Annotated in this window: 16 protein-coding genes; 13 read left to right on the plus strand and 3 right to left on the minus strand. The window is 39.5% G+C overall.

The features are described from left to right. Window positions 1–2: 2 nt before the first annotated feature. The 10 genes from QZ562_RS12100 (at window position 3) to QZ562_RS12145 (ending at window position 9,876) form a co-directional block, all read left to right on the plus strand. Window positions 3–1,019, plus strand: coding sequence for a potassium channel family protein (locus tag QZ562_RS12100; RefSeq protein WP_293760278.1), 1,017 nt, complete (start codon window positions 3–5; stop codon window positions 1,017–1,019). An 11-nt stretch (window positions 1,020–1,030) separates the two neighbouring features. Then, on the plus strand, window positions 1,031–1,678 hold the full coding sequence (locus tag QZ562_RS12105) for a YjfK family protein (protein ID WP_293760281.1): 648 nt from the start codon (window positions 1,031–1,033) through the stop codon (window positions 1,676–1,678). A 57-nt stretch (window positions 1,679–1,735) separates the two neighbouring features. After that, complete coding sequence (locus QZ562_RS12110; RefSeq protein ID WP_293760284.1) at window positions 1,736–2,152, plus strand: DUF350 domain-containing protein; 417 nt, start codon at window positions 1,736–1,738, stop codon at window positions 2,150–2,152. A gap of 9 nt (window positions 2,153–2,161) precedes the next feature. Continuing rightward, complete coding sequence (locus QZ562_RS12115; RefSeq protein WP_293760286.1) at window positions 2,162–2,779, plus strand: DUF1190 family protein; 618 nt, start codon at window positions 2,162–2,164, stop codon at window positions 2,777–2,779. A gap of 54 nt (window positions 2,780–2,833) precedes the next feature. After that, window positions 2,834–3,997 carry a glutathionylspermidine synthase family protein gene (locus QZ562_RS12120; RefSeq protein ID WP_293760288.1) on the plus strand — a complete coding sequence of 388 codons (1,164 nt, stop codon included), beginning with the start codon at window positions 2,834–2,836 and terminating at the stop codon, window positions 3,995–3,997. Window positions 3,998–4,071: 74 nt separating this feature from the next. After that, entirely contained in the window at window positions 4,072–4,638 is a 567-nt protein-coding gene (locus QZ562_RS12125; RefSeq protein WP_293760290.1) for a rhomboid family intramembrane serine protease, read from the plus strand. Window positions 4,639–4,694: 56 nt separating this feature from the next. Further along, complete coding sequence (locus tag QZ562_RS12130) at window positions 4,695–5,393, plus strand: VC0807 family protein (protein ID WP_293760292.1); 699 nt, start codon at window positions 4,695–4,697, stop codon at window positions 5,391–5,393. 60 nt (window positions 5,394–5,453) lie between these two features. Beyond that, window positions 5,454–6,179: an ABC transporter ATP-binding protein gene (locus QZ562_RS12135; RefSeq protein ID WP_293760294.1), complete on the plus strand. Its 726-nt coding sequence runs from the start codon at window positions 5,454–5,456 to the stop codon at window positions 6,177–6,179. Window positions 6,180–6,226: 47 nt separating this feature from the next. Then, the gene (locus QZ562_RS12140; protein ID WP_293760297.1) at window positions 6,227–8,725 is read left to right on the plus strand and encodes an ABC transporter permease; all 2,499 of its coding nucleotides are present in this window, start codon (window positions 6,227–6,229) and stop codon (window positions 8,723–8,725) included. Between the two features lie 14 nt (window positions 8,726–8,739). Continuing rightward, window positions 8,740–9,876: a lipocalin-like domain-containing protein gene (locus QZ562_RS12145; protein WP_293760300.1), complete on the plus strand. Its 1,137-nt coding sequence runs from the start codon at window positions 8,740–8,742 to the stop codon at window positions 9,874–9,876. A gap of 45 nt (window positions 9,877–9,921) precedes the next feature. Here the strand turns inward: QZ562_RS12145 and QZ562_RS12150 are convergent, their stop codons facing one another. After that, window positions 9,922–11,217, minus strand: coding sequence for an alkaline phosphatase (locus QZ562_RS12150; protein WP_293760302.1), 1,296 nt, complete (start codon window positions 11,215–11,217; stop codon window positions 9,922–9,924). A 137-nt stretch (window positions 11,218–11,354) separates the two neighbouring features. Beyond that, window positions 11,355–12,308: a chemotaxis protein CheV gene (locus tag QZ562_RS12155; protein WP_293760304.1), complete on the minus strand. Its 954-nt coding sequence runs from the start codon at window positions 12,306–12,308 to the stop codon at window positions 11,355–11,357. A 259-nt stretch (window positions 12,309–12,567) separates the two neighbouring features. Here QZ562_RS12155 and QZ562_RS12160 point away from each other — a divergent pair, with 259 nt between their 5' ends. The 3 genes from QZ562_RS12160 to QZ562_RS12170 all read left to right on the plus strand — a co-directional run bounded on the left by QZ562_RS12160 (window position 12,568) and on the right by QZ562_RS12170 (window position 17,681). Beyond that, on the plus strand, window positions 12,568–14,166 hold the full coding sequence (locus tag QZ562_RS12160) for an isocitrate lyase (protein ID WP_293760306.1): 1,599 nt from the start codon (window positions 12,568–12,570) through the stop codon (window positions 14,164–14,166). A gap of 276 nt (window positions 14,167–14,442) precedes the next feature. Further along, complete coding sequence (locus tag QZ562_RS12165; RefSeq protein WP_293760309.1) at window positions 14,443–15,387, plus strand: LysR family transcriptional regulator; 945 nt, start codon at window positions 14,443–14,445, stop codon at window positions 15,385–15,387. A 101-nt stretch (window positions 15,388–15,488) separates the two neighbouring features. Then, window positions 15,489–17,681 carry a malate synthase G gene (locus QZ562_RS12170; protein ID WP_293760312.1) on the plus strand — a complete coding sequence of 731 codons (2,193 nt, stop codon included), beginning with the start codon at window positions 15,489–15,491 and terminating at the stop codon, window positions 17,679–17,681. On the opposite strand, the gene QZ562_RS12175 is transcribed toward QZ562_RS12170, so the two are convergent. Beyond that, window positions 17,678–18,903: nucleotidyltransferase family protein (locus QZ562_RS12175; protein WP_293760315.1), on the minus strand; the 1,226-nt coding region annotated here is incomplete at its 5' end. The genes QZ562_RS12170 and QZ562_RS12175 overlap by 4 nt on opposite strands.

Consider the following 18,903-nt stretch of genomic DNA (forward strand, 5'->3'; position numbering starts at 1 on the left):
GGGTGTTTGCCGAGATGCGCTGGTACAGTATTGTACTGGCGCTTCTTTTTTATGGGTCGACTAGTTGGTTACTTCTGCATCTAGCGGGAGAAAAATCTCTAACACAATCTGCGGATTTTGTTTATTGGTTGGTTGTTACAGGTTCAACGGTAGGTTATGGTGATTTGTCACCCGGTACCACCTCAGGTAAATATTTAGTATCCTTTTATATAATTCCAATGGGCCTCAGTATTTTTGCCCTTGTCTTGGGACGCGTTGCAAATTGGGTATCGAATCAATGGCAAAAAGGAGCAAGAGGTTTGAAAAGTTTAGACATTGAAGACCATATTCTTGTGCTAGGTTGGAATGGTAATCGCACTATACGTCTACTAGAACTATTAATCCGCGAACGAGCCTACACCGAAGATGATCCTCTAATAGTGTTGTGTGTGAGAGCAGATATCACTAATCCTCTACCTGGCCAAATTGAGTTTGTCAAAGTCACCACCTTTAGTAACGATGCAGATATGGACAGAGCCTGCGTAGCCAAGGCTCGTGTTGTGTTAATGGACAATCCAGAAGATGATCTAACCATGACCACAGCTTTGTATTGCAGTCAGCGTAATCCTGATGCGCAGATGGTTGCATATTTTAACGATGAAAGCTTAGTCAGTTTGTTACAAAAACACTGTCCTAATGTGGAGTGTACACCCAGCGTAGCGGTGGAAATGTTAGCAAAATCAGCTTTTGATCCGGGTTCCAGTTTGTTACATCACGACTTACTCGATATTAATCATGGTCAAGCACAATATTCAGTCAATATCCCAGCTCACATTCCTCCAATAAAAGTTGAACATATTTTCGAAATTCTCAAACGTAAATATCGGGCTACGTTAATTGGTATGTCTAAAGCAGAAGAAAAGTTAAATATCCAAGTTAACCCAGACTTAGATTTAATGCTCTTGCCAGGTGACAAAATATTCTATATTGCTGATGAGCGTATTATTAATTTGAACTGGCACGACTTTGTTGAAAGGTAAAAAGGCCCCTTATGTTTAGTAAATTATTTGGTAAAAAAGACACGGAGAAAAAACCTAAAGCACCTGAAATTATGGGGCTGTATCTAGGTGGATCTTTTGAGCTCGACCCTCTTAAGTTGCGATTGATTGAACCAGAACTAATGATTGAAAAAGCAGCTAGCCACCACCTTATTCAAGCAGTAGGAGAGGTAAATTTAGATACCGGTGGTAAAATTCTACGATTTTACACCGATGATGATGCCTTCTTGCAGGTCATCTTAGATGGTGGCGATACAGAAAATCACATCACAGACGTAAAGTTATGGTATTTTTATGAAACAAAAACGATTGGTTCAGAAGCCCAGTGGAAAGAAATGATTGCTTCAGGCGTGTCAAAGCCAACTTATCTGATTGATGATGAAGAGTATCAGCGGGTTTGGGATGCAATAGGAGATGAATCTCCCCCTGTCGCCATGACTGAAAAAACCTATGAACAAGATGGTGACACAAGCGAAACCGATCAGTTTGTAATGTTATATGAACGTCAACTTGAAGGTGACGAAACAGAAACCTTACTGGTCACAGCTGAAGAAAAGTTAGTGAATAATAATTTTGATCGGTGTTTGGTTATCAGTACAGGCTTTAATATTGGCCAAGCTGATATCACAATTAACGGATAGTAATCAATTTACACCATTCGCTCAATTTAATACCACCCACTATAAAAAGGATAAATAATGGACACAATTATAAATTCAATATCAGGCTTAGGCAATTTTGCGCTGTATTTTGCAGTTTCAATTTTGTTGTTGTTTGTATTCAAAATAGTATATGCCTTTGTTACTCCTCATGATGAATGGGAATTAGTTAAAGTGCACAAGAATCAGGCAGCAGCTGTAGGTTTTGGTGGTGCTATTATCGGTTTTAGCATTGCATTAGCTGGCGCTGTAGCTAACTCAGAATTTTTAATAGATTTTGTTGTATGGGGTGTGGTGGCAATTATTGCTCAATCACTCGCATTTGCCTTATTACGTTTCACTTTTATGCCAAAGATCGCTGACAGAATTGATAAAAATGAAGTATCTGCAGGAACTATTTTGGCAGCGGTTTCAATTTCTGTTGGGCTGCTTAATGCGGCTTGTATGAGTTACTAGGAGGGCCCTATGCAATCCAATAAAACCAAGCGTTCAAAGACAATCAACCTGAATAATATGCGCAAAAGCTTTAGTGTTAAACCTCTAGCACTCGGCGTTGCAGCAATTTTCCTTTCAGCTTGTGGTGAGAAACAACAAGAGGCAGCTGTATTTACCAGTATAGATGACTGTACTAATTCAAATCCTGAATTTGCCGAAAAATGCAAAACAGCTTATGAAGATGCCTTGAAAGAAGCTGAACGAACAGGACCCAAATATAACAATCAGCGTGATTGTGAGTCTGAGTTTGGTAACAACCAGTGTAATGCTGTTCGAAATGAATCTGGCTCATTTTTCATGCCGTTTATGGCAGGGTACATGTTAAGCAATTTAATGTCCCCAAGAGGGTATTCCTCTCAGCCTATGTTTACTTCTTTCTCTAGAAATTCATCTTACAGAAATAGATGGGTCGGTGCAGGTGGCCAAGACTTTGGCGACAATCGCCGCAGAAGTATGCGTGTTAGTGAAAAAGCACTAAAACCCAAGCCGACTGTAAATAAAACTATCAGTCGCGGTGGATTTGGTAGCAGTGTTCGAGCTAAATCTAGTTGGGGCAGCAGCTCTAGCAGAGGTGGCTGGGGTGGTTAATTGCGTTTTAGTAATATCATATTGCGTAAGCAACATTAAATTCATGTTGCTTCAATGCTAAGAGTTGCCATTCCAGAACGAGTCAATTGGAAAAGAAAGGCCGCAGAGTTTGGCTTTAAATTCCATACTATGCAGGGTAAAGCATACTGGGATGAATCAGCTTATTATCACTTCTCACTCGAACAAATTGAGCGGGACTTAGAATCTCCCACTGAAGATATTCATCAAATGTGTTTGGCTGTGGTGGAAAAAGTTGTCAACTCTCAGGAATTACTGGAAAAATTTCAAATTCCGCAGCACTTTTGGCAGCAAATTACTGATTCATGGAAAAATCAAAATCCCAGTCTTTATTCACGCTTAGACTTTGCCTACCATGGTAAGGGGCCGGCTAAACTATATGAAAATAATGCTGATACGCCCACATCTTTGTATGAATCAGGATTTTGGCAGTGGCTGTGGCTAGAAGAACAGGTCAATGCGGGTAAAATCGGTAAACAAGCGGACCAATTTAATTCTTTACAAGAAAAACTAGTGCATCAGTTAGCCGTCATTGGCAAACATTACAATGTCAATCATATGCATTTTGCCTGCTGCCAAGATACGGATGAAGACCGCGGAACAGTGCAGTACTTGCAAGATTGCGCTAAAGAATCAGGGTTAAACAACGACTTTGTATTTATAGAGGATATCGGCCTTGCTGAGTGTGGTAGTTTTAGTGATTTACAAAACAACAAAATTGAAACCTTATTTAAGCTCTACCCGTGGGAATTCATGCAACGGGAGGAGTTCGGACAATCTATAGGACCTGCTCAGATCAATTGGCTAGAGCCTATCTGGAAATCGATTTTATCAAACAAAGCCTTGATGCCAATGCTGTGGAAATTATTCCCTAAGCACCCTAATCTGTTACCCGCTTATTTTGAAGATGAATTAGGCAAGGCGACTGAAACTAAATTGGTTAAAAAACCCATTTTTTCTCGAGAAGGAGCCAATATCAGCGTCATTGAGAATGGAAAAACAGTGTTACATGCTGATGGTCCATATGGTGAAGAAGGTTTTATTTATCAGGCTTATTATCCTTTGCCTCAATTCGGTAATAATCATACCTTGATAGGTTCGTGGTTGGTTAATGACCAAGCCGCAGGTATCTCAGTAAGAGAAGATTCGTCGCCCATTACTCAAGATATGTCACGTTATTTGCCGCATATTATTTTGTGACAATTTGACATAACTTTTTCGAAGTTTTTCAGTCACAATAATGTCATTGGTCTCTACCGCGTATTATTTAGATTATGAACCCTATCATCAAACCTTTGAGTAACAATCAACATATTCGACTAGTCTTAGTTGTTTTTGTGTTGTTTAGTGCAATTGAAATGATCAATTTGTTCACTGGACGTATGCTCAGTCAATTAGGTACCATTCCTAGATATGTGCCTGGACTTAAAGGCATTATTTTAGGGCCTTTTGTGCACGGCAGCCTGCAGCATTATTTTTCAAATATTATACCCCTGTGTATATTTACTTATTTATTGCTGCAGTACGGGTTAAATCGCTATTTGCAAGTAACACTATGGATCATGATCACCTCTGGTTTATTGGTCTGGCTATTTGCCCGACCAGCCACTCACATAGGTGTAAGTGGTGTCGTATATGGTTATTTTGGTTATTTAGTCTTAGCAGGTTTTTTAAGTGGTAAATTTAAACTCATTATAATTTCAGTGTTAGTGGCATTCTTTTATGGTGGACTTATTTTTGGTATATTACCCTCTAGTCCCTTTGTCTCTTGGGAGTCGCACTTATTTGGTTTTATTGCCGGATTGGTGGCAGCAAAATTATGGGCAAAACCATCGCTCTAAACTTCGAATGCGAATATAATATTTATAAGCAAAAATATGCATGGAATAGGTAAACAATGTCCAACGTTCAACCACAAAAAAAAACAGGTCTGCTGGGTAATCTAGCTTTTAACATCATTATCCCAGTGCTGATTTTAACCAATCTAAGCAGTGATGAATATTTAGGGCCTGCTTGGAGCATTGTAGCTGCGCTGATCTTTCCTATCGGTTTTGGTATTTGGGATCTCAAACAAACAGCTAAAATCAATCCATTTTCAATACTAGGTATTGTCAGTGTTTTCTTAACAGGCGGTATAAGTCTGTTAGAACTTCCTGCTGAATATATTGCGATTAAAGAAGCAACAATACCCGCAATTATTGGTATTGCAGTTTTGATTACCCAAAGAACTAGCAAGCCTTTATTAAAAGTGTTTGTGCTAAGTGAACAAATCATTAATTGGAAAAATCTTAATCAATCCTTAGCAAATTCTGGTACCAGCGAACTCTTTGAGAAAAAAATGGCAATTAGCTCTTATATTGTTGCCGCTTCTTTTTTCTTGTCTGCGGCACTCAATTATATTTTAGCTAAGGTCATATTAATTAGTGCTCCTGGTACGTCTGAATATACCGAAGAATTAGGCAGAATGACGGCCTTAAGTTATCCCGTGATTGTGATCCCGAGTATGCTGATGTTGATGGCAGCATTGTGGTACATTTTTTCACAAATTAAAAAATTAACGGGTGAAGAGCTTGAGAACTTTTTAGCAGACGTTTAGAACTAATACTCTGCTTTATCGTATTATCAATATTATATACACACACGTATTAAGGTAGAGATGATCCAAGTTAGCGGTTTAGTCAAACACATTACTGATGGACACTCGAACAAAAACATCTTAGATAAACTAGATTTCACTCTTGAAGCAAAACAATCTGTAGCTATCAGCGGTGAATCTGGATCAGGTAAGTCAACTTTACTCCACATTCTTGCGGCTTTAGATAATGCTGATAAAGGAGAGGTTAAAGTGGCGGGCTTGGCACTCAATACTATGAGTGAGATGCAAGCTGATAAGTTTCGAAAAAAACATCTAGGTATTGTTTTTCAGCAGTTTAATTTAATTGATTGTTTATCTGTGTGGGACAACATTACTTTCCCAGCTAGACTTAATGGTTTACCAATAGACCAATATCACAGCGATTTGTTAAAACAATTAGGATTGAGCTCACACAAAAACAAAATGCCGGCTAATCTATCTGGTGGAGAACAACAAAGGGTCGCCATCGCCCGTTCCTTATCCCACAAACCTAGTCTAGTGTTAGCTGATGAACCAACCGGAAACTTAGATGATAACAACAGCCAACGAGTGACTGAGTTATTATTTGGATTATGCAAAACATTAGGACTAACATTAGTTGTTGTTACACACAGCCAAAAGGTAGCTGCCTTCGCCGATACCCGTCTAGTGTTAGAACGAGGACAACTGCAGGCTGTTCTAAATCAAAGCACAGAGCAAGTCACAAACCAGAATACAAGTAAGCCACAAAACAATGTCTCAATCTGATAATGACTCCTTTACTTAAGCTTATTTGGGCAAGTTACCAGCATAATATGTTACGCGTAGTATTGGTATTGATTGCATTAATCACTGCGTGTGCAGGTCTTAGTGCAGTTTTAGTGATCAATAGTGCCGCAAAAAATAGTTATGCATCTGCTAGTCAACCATTTTTACAACAGGTCGAACAGCGCATCACTGCTCAAAGTGGCCATTCATTAAGTAAACAAGATTTCACTTCACTTCGTCGTCTGGGCTTCACTCAACTTATCCCAGTGTTACGTAGTTCGCAGAACGTCATTCAACCTGTTTCGGGCGAAACTCAGCGATTGTCATTATTGGGCATAGATACGTTTTCAATTTTCAGTTATTCCGTAAGAAATACATCACAGGATGAACAAAACAGTACAGGTACCTCAACACAAGATCTTAGCCAATTATGGACTCCACCTTTTGCTAGTGTGATCCATAAAGATTTTGCGGCCGAACTAAACTTTGCTAATGGACAAGTTTTAACTTTAAAAAATAAGCAATTATTGCCACAGCTTGCAATTACCGATATCGATGGTTTAGGCCGAGAGGTCGTCATGGACATCGGGCAATTACAAAAATTATTAGGTACTCAGAAAATTAGCGAACTGTTGGTAGTCGGAGAAATGAAGCATAGTGCCAGAGATGCACTAAAAGCAGCATTACCTGAGCACCTTCGACTTGAAAACATCAATACTGGCGAACAAGCACAGCAGCTCACCGATAGTTTTCACCTTAACCTTTTGGCCATGGCATGTTTAATGTTTGTCGTGTGTATGTTTGTGGTCATGAACGCATTACATTTATTGATCATGAAGCGCTGGCAAAACCTGCGAATTGCTCGGCAGCTTGGGGTATCTAGAAAACAAATATACTGGGCGCAAGGTACAGAGCTGGTATTAATCAGCTTACTTTGCGCACCAATCGGGGTTATGGTCGGAATTTTTTTAGCACAATTAGTTTCACCTATGGTGTCACTAACCTTACAAAGTTTGTTTGATGTACGCGTAGGTTTCACCCAAGTAGCCTACTTAACTTTAATGTTACAGTGCTTTACGGCCTGTTTTTTGGGAGCAGCAATAGCAGCCATTTTGCCTATGTGGCAGCTGGACGCTAAGCTGTCTTTACGTAATTTTTCGGTCAGTACCAACTCAAAGAATTTTTCATGGTTATATGCCAGCATAGCACTGGGTTGCTTTGCCGCTTTTCTAGGTTATTACACTACAGGCATGTTGATGAGTTTTGGTGCTATCGCGATAAGTATATTTGCGGGTTGTAGTCTACTTATTTATGCGGTACCAAAGAGCTTGAATACGCTGTTTCACAGTATGCCAGAGCGATGGGTATTACTTCGCTGGTTGGCTGCAGATGGCGTACGTTTGTCGCAGAAGAGCAAAATTGCCTGTTGTGCCTTTTTTATTGCGCTAACCAGTAATATTGGTATGAATTTGATGGTGGATAGTTTTCGTCAAGCCACAAATCAATGGTTAAATCAGCGCTTGGTAGCGGACCAGTATGTTTCGACTCAAACACCGAATGTATTTACTCAATGGTTAACCACTCAAGATATGAATGTGGGTGTAGTTGAGCGTAAAGGCGTTGATGCATTTTTAGTTAATAAGTCACAGAGCAGTGTGATCTATCAAACAAACAATCAAACAAACAATCAAACAAACAATCAAACAAAAATAGAGCTTAGATCATACCCCAGTTCTGACCTCTATCGATCCGCAATGTTATTTTCTGAGCAACAAATAGATGTTTGGCAAATATTTTCTACAGGGCAAGGAGTGTTGATTAATCAACAATTGGCTTTACGTCATGGGTTAACACTGGGACAAACGTTGAGTTTTTATACTGAGACAGGACAGTCTGAAACTAAACAGATAGTGGGTATTTACTATGATTACGGTAATCAAAAAGCTCAAGCTATGTTAGATTTAGATTATTTTGCTAAATATGAAGCCAATACTACCCTGTTTGCTTTGCACTTTTTATCCGAACAGCAGCAAAGCCTATTTGCCAATCAACTAGCATCGTCTTCAATTTCTGAGCAGGTAAGCTCGATACAAACCCGTGAATTATTGGCGTTATCGATGAAAACGTTTGAGCGTACATTTGTAATTACAGATGGCTTAAACATCGTCACGTTATTAGTCGCGGCATTATCTTTAGCCACATCAGTGTTGATGATTGATATGGATAATAGACCTCAAAGAGCACTATTAAGAAGCATGGGAGTGGGTAATTATCAAATTACTGGTTTATCACTTATCCAATACACCTTACTCAGTTTAATGGCTTGTCTGGTGGCACTACCCTTTGGGGTTGGCTTAACCTGGCTGTTGATCAACTTAATTAACGTACAAGCATTTAGTTGGAGTTACCCAATATTGATCACACCTTCTAAACTTTTCTCAGCTGGAATAATAAGTATTCTGTTGATTGTAGTCGTTGTCGCGTTGCCTCTTTATAAATTGAGTCGTCGCAAATTAGTTGAGGACATAAAGTGTTTGAGTTTCTAATAAGGTACTTATTTTTGTTAATATTGGTAACAGGCTTCACAGCTTGCTCTGAAAAATCCGATGTAAACCCAGATGAAGTCGATGATGCTGATAAAGTACAAAATGAAAATACGATGTTTTCTGGCTTGAGTCGTTATCCAGTAGAACAACAAAAACGGGTCAATAGTGACGAGGCTGAGACCGCTTCACAAACTTTTGCTCGTGTATTGCCAGGGTACAATATTACATTCCCCTTCGATCACAGGAGTCACCCAGAATTTGCGGTGGAATGGTGGTACATCACAGCTAATTTAACCGACAAAAAAAACAACCCTTATGCTTTGCAATGGACTCTATTTCGGTTTGCTAGTGACAACCAGAACACTCCTTGGGCGAATGCTCAGCAATACATGGGGCATGTGGGCTTAAGAGATGGCAAGCAGGCTTGGTTTGAAGAACGTTTTGCTCGAGGTGGCGTAGGTAATGCAGGCATATCGACGGCTCCATTCAATGCGTTTATTGACGATTGGCAATGGCTTTCTCAGTCATCCAATATGTTTCCATCGACGCTTGAATTTACTATTGATACTCAGATTAAAGCTAACTTAAATTTTACAGCAGACAAGTCTTTTTTAAAGCATGGTGAGCAGGGGTTTAGTCGTAAACTAAGAAATTCAGAGCAAGCATCTTATTATTATAGCCAGCCACATATTCAAGTTTCTGGACAGCTTCAACTGGCTAGTGGAATAGTTGAGGTAGCGGGCAATGCATGGTTTGATCACGAATGGACATCTCAATATCTAAGTCCACAGGCTCAAGGCTGGGATTGGTTTTCTATTCACTTTGACGATGGTACTAAGCTTATGTTATTTAATATGCGTCACGAGCAGGCTGAAGACTATTGGTCTGGGACCTTATTGAAAAATAATGGAACCGTCGTACATCTGGATGAAGCCGATATTCATGGAAAGATAACTAAGCGAGATAAAGTGGAAGGTCGCTTGTTACCCTTGTACTGGTCGATTCAATTACCCGAGCATGAAGTCGATATTCAGATTGCACCCATGCAAACCAACCAGTGGAACCCTGGGTTGTTTTCATATTATGAGGGAGGAACGGTGGTTTCAGGTTCTCATTCAGGGGTTGGATTTATTGAATTAACTGGATATTAGCCAGCACTTTTTCTAAAAAGTACTGGCTAAATATGTAGATAATGGCTATTTTTTGTCCTTTAACAATTCAAACAGATTTTGAGCAATGCGAGTGTTATCCAAATGGCCCCGAAAGCGCTCACTGCCCAATCCTTTGGCAAATATTTGTACGTCAACACCGGTATGTCCAGAAGTTGTCCAGCCAGTATTTGTACGGCTATCTAAAATCTTAGAAATCGCGTTGTGGAAAGGTCTAGGTTTATCAGATTCAATCACACTTAAGCTGGATATTTCTTCCAAGGTCAACTCAAACCCTAGTAAATCAGTAGCCAAAACACCTCTGTCTTTGGTTGCAATCAACTGTGCGCCAATCTCAGCGGGTGAAGCCTTTAGATTTTTTAGCCACTTAGGGCTCCAACTATAATTGCCATTAGCGCCAATGCTCAAACCGCCGGTACTATGATCGGCAGTAGCAACTAACAGCGTGTCAGGGTTTTTTACAATATATTGTTCTAACCATTCTAGGGTTACCGCAAGATCGTGCATTTCAGCCATAGCGGATCCGATATCATTTCCATGCCCCGCCCAATCAATTTGACTGGCTTCAATAAGTAAGAAATATCCTTGCTCATTTTCTAACTGACGTATCGCCGATTTTGTTAACGTGGGAAGTCGCATCTGATTGGCACTGTCTAGTGCCCACGGCATGCCTGAATCTGCAAACAACCCTAACAAAGGTGTGCCCGCTTTTACTGTGTCTAGTTGGGTTAACTCATCGACATATTGATAACCAGCGGCTTTAAATTGTTCAACTAAATTACGGTCTTCGCGAATAAAATATTTCCATCCACCACCTAATATTACGTCCAAAACAAACTGACCATTAGTTTTTTCATCAAAATAGCTATCAGCTATTTGATCATAATTTTGACGACTCTCGTTATGAGTACCAAAGCTTGCAGGCGTGGCGTGATTAACTTGTGACGTTACAGCAATGCCCGTTTTACGACCTTGTTCTTTGGCTAGCTGTAACACTGATTGAACAGGATTTTTGTTGGCATCTACACCAATTGCGCCGTTATAGGTTTTCACACCTGTTGCAAGCGCTGTGGCGCTCGCAGCTGAATCAGTCACATAACCTGTGTCCATATCTGGGTGTGTACTGGCCATACCGACTAATAATCTATCAAACACTGTTGTTTCCACTTCAGGTGTACTCGGATCGTCCGCGTACATGCGATATGCAGTGGTATAAGATGGACCCATGCCATCACCTACAATCATAATAATATTCTTTGGTGAATAAGTAGCTAATGCAGAATGGCATAATAGAGCTAGTAAAAGAGTTGCAATTTGCTTCATCTGGTCTCCAATGATGAAAAAGTGAATAAAAAATACTTACCGATCATACCTTAGGTATTAAGAGGATGTGTATCTCTACTTACAATAAATGACTTTCGTGAACAAAAAATGAAGGGTATAAATTTTATTAACAAACATCAACTATCAGCGTCTAGTATCTCGCGCATTCTTTGTTGAACAACGTCCACTAACAAATCTGGTTGGAACTTAGAAATAAAGCGGTTACACCCCACTTTTTTTACCATTGCATCATTGAAACTACCACTTAATGATGTGTTAAGTGCGATAAAAAGATCACTCATTCGAGGGTCTTGTCTCACCTCTGCGGTAAGACGATAGCCATCCATTTCAGGCATCTCTGCATCAGTAAACATCATCAATATTTCGTCAGTGACTACTTTACCGTCATCAGCCCAGCTTTTTAAAAGGTTCAACGCTTTTAAACCATCTTTCAATTCGATAATTTCTAGTCCTAACTGGCTAAGTGTCTCTCTTATTTGCCAAAGAGCTGTAGCCGAATCATCTACTACCAATAGTTTTTTACCTTTAAGGTGGGACGCGATTTCTTCATCTAATATACCTTTTGAGATGGTGGTATCGTATTCAATAATTTCAGATAACACTTTTTCTACATCGATAATTTCAACAAGCTCATTTTTTCCATCAATATCAACCTGAGTAATGGCTGTTAAAAAGTTATTTTTACCGGCTGTTGATGGTGGAGGCTGAATGTCACTCCATGAAGTATTAACAATACGCATAACTTGCCCAATCAAAAACCCTTGTACACTGCGATTGTACTCAGTAATGATCACATTGACAGCTTCATACGTGTTCTCACTATTGGTAATTTTAATCGCAGCACGAAGATCGATAACGGGTATGGAAACGCCTCTGTAGTTAGTGACACCTGAAAGGTTATGATGAGAACCGGGCATCGTGTTCATAAAAGGGACAGTAATGACTTCTCTGATTTTAAACACATTCAAAGCAAAGGTATGTCGTGAGCCCAATTTAAACATGAGCAACTCGAGTCTGTTTTCACCGACTAGTTTGGTGCGCTGATCAATTGAAGACATTAGCTTGGACATACACGCTCTCTGGTTAATTTATTTACAATAAAAACAGTTTAAGAAATAGTTGTATACCCTAACAATAGTTGGCGCTTCAAAACATAATTATCTGATAAACAAGTTATTAATTTGTACTAATATTCACACAGGCTATGACGAAGATATTTTATATAGATTATAAATATGGCTTTTACCTATATAGGATGTTTACCAACAGCAGCCCACATGTCTTTATTGGTTGTTATATTTTTTACCATACTGTTATAGGAATATTTAAATGTCACAATATCAAAACGATGTTAATCAGATTGCACAGCTAAGATCAACCAAAGCAGGTGCTTGGAATGCCATCAATCCAGATTATGCTGCTCGTATGAAAGCACAAAATCGCTTTAAAACTGGGTTAGATATTGCAAAATACACCGCAGCAATTATGCGTAAAGACATGCAAGAATATGATGCTGACTCAAGCCAATATACTCAATCATTAGGCTGCTGGCATGGATTTATTGGACAACAAAAAATGTTGTCTGTAAAAAAGCATCAAGGTACCACTGATAAGAGTTACCTATACTTATCTGGATGGATGGTTGCGGCGTTACGTTCCGAGTTTGGTCCCCTTCCAGACCAGTCCATGCACGAAAAAACCTCGGTAGCTTCGTTAATAGAAGAATTGTACACCTTCTTACGTCAAGCCGATGCCCGTGAATTAGGTGATCTGTTTAGACAACTTGACGACGCCAAACTAAACGCTAGCGACACGACACAAATACAACAATCTATCGATAATTATGAAACGCATGTTGTGCCAATTATTGCTGATATCGATGCAGGATTCGGTAATGAAGAAGCGACCTACCTGCTTGCTAAAAAACTAATTGAAGCTGGCGCTTGCTGCATACAGATCGAAAACCAAGTATCTGACGCTAAACAGTGTGGTCATCAAGATGGCAAAGTGACCGTGCCACATGAAGATTTCTTAGCCAAAATTAATGCTGTACGATACGCATTTTTAGAGCTCGGTGTAGATGATGGTGTGATAGTTGCTCGAACTGACTCCCTAGGTGCAGGACTGACTCAAAAAATACCTGTATCACAAAAAATAGGTGATTTGGCCGCTCAGTACAATGCATTTCTTGATTCCAGTGAAGTCACATCAATCGATGATCTGGTTGATGGCGACTCTGTTCTTAAGCAAAACGGCAAATTGGTAAAACCGGTACGCTTACCGAATGGATTATACAAATTTAAAGAAAACACTGGCTTTGATCGTGTCGTACTTGACTGTATTACGTCATTACAAAATGGTGCAGATTTACTATGGATTGAAACAGAAAAGCCACATGTTGGCCAAATTGGCGATATGGTTCGCGCCATTAGAAGCGAAATTCCAAACGCAAAGTTGGTATACAACAATTCACCCTCTTTCAACTGGACTCTGAATTTCCGTCAGCAAATATTTGATCTCTGGTCACAAGCGGATAAAGACCTAAGTCAATATAACAGAGACGAATTAATGTCAGTTAAATATGACGACACGGATCTAGCACTTGAAGCGGATGAGAAAATTAGAACGTTCCAGTCAGATGCAGCAAGGGAAGCAGGTATTTTCCATCACCTCATTACCTTGCCTACTTATCATACAGCTGCATTGTCTACCGATGATCTAGCCAAAGGCTATTTTGGTGACCAAGGAATGCTAGCATATGTTAAAGGTGTGCAACGTAAAGAAATTAGACAAGGCCTCGCGTGTGTTAAACACCAAGCAATGGCTGGCTCTAATATGGGAGATGATCATAAAGAATACTTCTCTGGCGAACAGGCACTTAAAGCCTCAGGTGAAGACAATACTATGAATCAGTTCGACGCTGAATAACTTTTTCAATAGTCTTATCTGGTGAGTATTATCTGGTTAGTGTTTTTTGATCAGTCTTTACAAAGAGTCTTCGATAGCTTGCAGTATCTGCTGTGAGCTATTGATATCATTCAACAAATCAATACCAATAATATCCTACTAATATCATTTAATTCACAAGCCCTTTCAAATAAACTATAAATAGCTGTTTTTAATAGTAAATTTAAAATCTGGAAAAGATATCTAATCCTGATAATATTCTAATACAAAATTAGTTTTCATAACGAGATAATAATCATGAATATTGCTAAGGTAGATTTAAACTTATTGGTTTATCTAGATGTATTGCTCAGGGAAGGCAGTGTGACTAAAGCGGCAAACCAATTAAGTATTACTCAGCCTGCAATGAGCAACGGCTTGAGAAGACTAAGAGACTTATTCAAAGACCCATTACTAGTGCGCACCAGTGACGGCATGACTCCTACCAAACGCGCTTTAGAATTAAAACCTATTATCCGAGATGTACTATCTAAACTTGAAACAACGATTCAACCTGAAACTGACTTTAATCCACTTAAAAGCGAACGTACGTTTAGGATAATGGCGAGCGATTACGCTGAATCGACCTTATTAATGGAAGTCATCGGCAGACTAATGAAAGAGGCACCTAATGTTACCCTTGATTTAATTACTCCTAGCGATGTGACATTTCATGATGTAGAGCAAGGCAGGGTTGATATGGCGATCAACCGTTTTGAAGAATTACCTCTTTCGTTTCACCAAAAGGTAGTGTGGTATGACACGTTCTCTTGTGTGGTGCATAGTCACAATCCCATAGTGCAAAATTTTAATCTGGAACAGTATTTAGAAAATAAACATATATGGGTAAGTAAAACTGGCTTTGGCGTGGGCGTGGGTATCGACCCTACTGAAGTACAAAAATTAGGTTGGGTGGATGCTGAGTTGACAAAAATCGGTAAACAACGGGATATACGTGTTTTTACTCGTCATTATCACGTCGCCTTACAATTGGCCAAAGCACAAAATTTGATCGCAACTTTACCCAGCAAAGCGGCCAATATGTATAAGGATGATCCAGAGGTCGAGATACTCGAGCCTCCATTTGATATTCCTCCGATTGCATTAAAAATGGCATGGAGTGCTTTGCTTCAACATGACGCAGGACATATATGGCTTAGAAGATTAATTGGGGAGGTGGGTGTAGAACTGACTAATTCATAAGATTAATTTTTTGTATGAATGGGAGGAATAACCTACATAAATTAATGCGTATAATGCTAACAAGGTAAACTGTGTAGCTGTTGATTATCAAAGAGTGAAACATGCAACTCACGCAAACCACACAAGTTCAATACATTCAAAAAGGCCGATTAAAGGTTGCTAAGCAATTAGATCAGTTTGTCACACAAAATGTTTTACCCGGTTTGAAGATATCAGCTGATGATCTGTGGGCAAAGTTTTCCGATACTCTGCCTGAACTTTTGTCAATCAATCAAAATCTTTTGGAAAAAAGAATCAGCCTGCAACAGCAAATTGATCTTTATTGCAGCGCAAGACAGTCTATTGATGTCCAAGAGTACAAAACCTTTCTTACCGAGATTGGTTACTTGCACCCCATACCCGAAGATTTTCACATCAACACCACAAAAGTCGATCCTGAAATTGCCACCATGGCTGGCCCGCAGCTAGTTGTGCCAATCAACAATGCTAGATTCGCTTTAAATGCAGCAAATGCTAGATGGGGAAGCTTATACGACGCGCTTTATGGATCTGATATTATTGAGCAAACCGCTAACAGCAAAACCAAAGGTTACGACGCGGATAGAGGGCAAAAAGTCATCGACTATGCCAGAAAATGGTTAGATGTGATTGCACCACTCAAAACGGGCAGTCATATACAAAGCAAAGAATACGCAATACATCACGGTGAACTGTTAGTCACTTTGGAAGACGAGTCTGTAGTCAGTTTAAAAACTCCGGATCAGTTCGTTGGCTTCCAAGGCACTATTGAACAACCTATCTGTATCTTAATTAAACACCATAACATTCATGCCGAAATCCAATTTGATCAAGATAGTGTGATTGGCCAGCAAGATACAGCTAACATCAAAGATGTATTTTTAGAGTCAGCATTAACTACCATCATGGACTGTGAAGACTCGGTTACAGCTGTAGACGCAGAAGATAAAACCTTAGTTTACAAAAACTGGTTAGGGCTAATTAAGGGCGACTTAACCGCCGCAATCACCAGTGGTGACAAACAAATAATACGTAGTTTAAATCCAGATAGGCAATATAAATCTTCAACTAAAGGATCGTTTAGCTTGCCTGGTAGAAGCTTAATGTTTATCCGTAATGTCGGACACTTGATGACGACAGACGCCATCCTCTTCGATGACAAACCTATTTACGAAGGGATCATGGATGCCCTTGTTACCAGTCTAATATCAAAACATGACTTAGTGGGTAATGGCGTTTTCAAAAATAGCCAAGCAGGCAGTATTTATATCGTGAAACCAAAAATGCATGGACCGGAAGAAGTCGCTTTTGCCAATTTGTTATTTTCTAAAATGGAATCTGTGCTCAGTATACCCAGCAATAGCCTAAAAATAGGCCTGATGGATGAAGAGAGACGCACCAGTCTGAATTTAAAAGCCTGTATAAAGGCAGCAAGCGATAGAGTGGTGTTTATCAACACGGGTTTCTTAGACCGCACAGGCGATGAAATACACACCTCTATGCAGCTAGGAGCTTTTGCCACTAAGGCCACTATTAAAACACGACCTTGGTTAAACGCCTACGAACAATCTAATGTCGTTACTGGCATGAACACAGGGTTGTCTGGAAAAGCTCAGATTGGTAAAGGCATGTGGCCCATCCCGGATAATATGGCCGATATGATGCAGGCAAAAATTACCCATGTACGCTCTGGAGCAAATACTGCTTGGGTACCCTCGCCTACTGCCGCCACATTACACGCTCTGCATTATCATCAGGAAGACGTGTTCGACATCAGATTGAACATAACAGGACAAGTTGATGGTTTGTTAGAGAAAATGTTAGACATTCCACTGCTCAGTGATGAAAAATTATCACCGGAACAAATACAACATGAGCTGGACAACAATGTCCAAGGCATTTTGGGTTACGTAGTGAAATGGGTTAATCAGGGAATTGGCTGCTCTAAGGTGCCTGATATAAACAATCTTGGCTTAATGGAAGACAGAGCCACGTTAAGAATATCTAGTCAACATATAGCTAATTGGTTGATGCATGGGGCAGTTACTCAAGCCCAGGTAGAGGCATCGATGTTGAATATGGCAAAACTGGTTGATGAGCAGAATAGTCAAGATCCTGAATACATTTCAATGACTCCTAAAACTGACAAGCCTATCGCTTTTCAAGCCGCCCATGAGCTTATATTTAAAGGTAAAGACCAGCCTAATGGATATACTGAACCTTTGCTGCATGCCAAAAGAGCAGAGTTAAAACACTCACTTAATCAAACAAATTAAGGTTGAGCTAATTCTTTGGTAAAAACGTGTTTACCAAATATGCTTTTTATCAGTGATACTCCGCTTTTACACAATAAATGATAAATAAGAATATGCAGCGGCATTTTTTGAAAGTGCCCTCGGATCAATACAGCAAACTCAGCGAGTACAAAAAATTTAGGCTTACACAAAGGATGATTAGGCTTTAAGGTCTTTTCGTAGATAAAGTCTACAAACGCTATATTCCAAGGGCAAAATTGACTTATTTCTTTATGTACATAATCAGGAACCTCAGTCTTCAATATTTTTTGTGTATATCGACAAGCTAAGAACAACTCCAAACCAAAGTCCGTTTCTTTAGCTAAAGAAATAAGGTCTAACCAAAACGCTTCGTTATTGTTTGTGGTCATTAATGTATGTAAATCAATGAGATCCCTGTAACCTTTTTTAACCTCTTCATTAAAAAACAAATGAATGAGACTGTGCAGCGTCATGGCTGCAAAAGAAAGAATCTGAAAACCGCCTTCAGTGGTGACTGTGTTTTTAGCAAATTTATCAGCATCTACATGCCTACCGGAAATAATCGGTACTATATTGTGGTGAACATCAACAATGGTGCCACGCTTGCCGTGTCTTAAGGGGGGAATTTCGTGGGCCCACTTTCGATAATATTTTTCATCGTGTTCAGTTAACTCTTCAGACAACCAACCAATTAGACATAGTCTTTTTTCAATCACCTTGGTCAAGGTACTAAAAGCAGTCTTTCTCAATACACTGTAATTAAAAGCATTGTCTACTAACTGCATAAACGCTTGGGTTTTATCCAGTTGATAAATCTGTAAATCTTGATTGGCACGGTAATTTGGAAAAACCACCCCCACTAACTCCGCAGTGTTTGTTTGATTTTCCCAACTGTATTCAGGTGGTGAAAGGTGGATCACATCCCCTTTATGGGTATCTTTAGCTATATCTGAAAACTTGCCATCAGGAAACAAAATTTTAGCGATATCAATTGATTGATTCTTTAAACAAATAGGCCGTACAAAAGGCACCACTGTTTTAGTGTTGGGAATGATGAGTGCCATTTCATCTGACAATAAACGCCAACCGTTGTGGGCTAAATAAGCAGTAAGAGTACTTTTCCCTGATCCAGGAGGAGCAGGAAATAAAATGGCTTTATTCCCCTTTGCCAATACAGCCGAATGAATAATCACATGTTGTACTTCATTGCCTGCAACGGTCC

It is taken from the genome of uncultured Paraglaciecola sp., from assembly GCF_913058035.1.
In the GTDB taxonomy this organism is placed as follows: Bacteria; Pseudomonadota; Gammaproteobacteria; order Enterobacterales; family Alteromonadaceae; genus Paraglaciecola.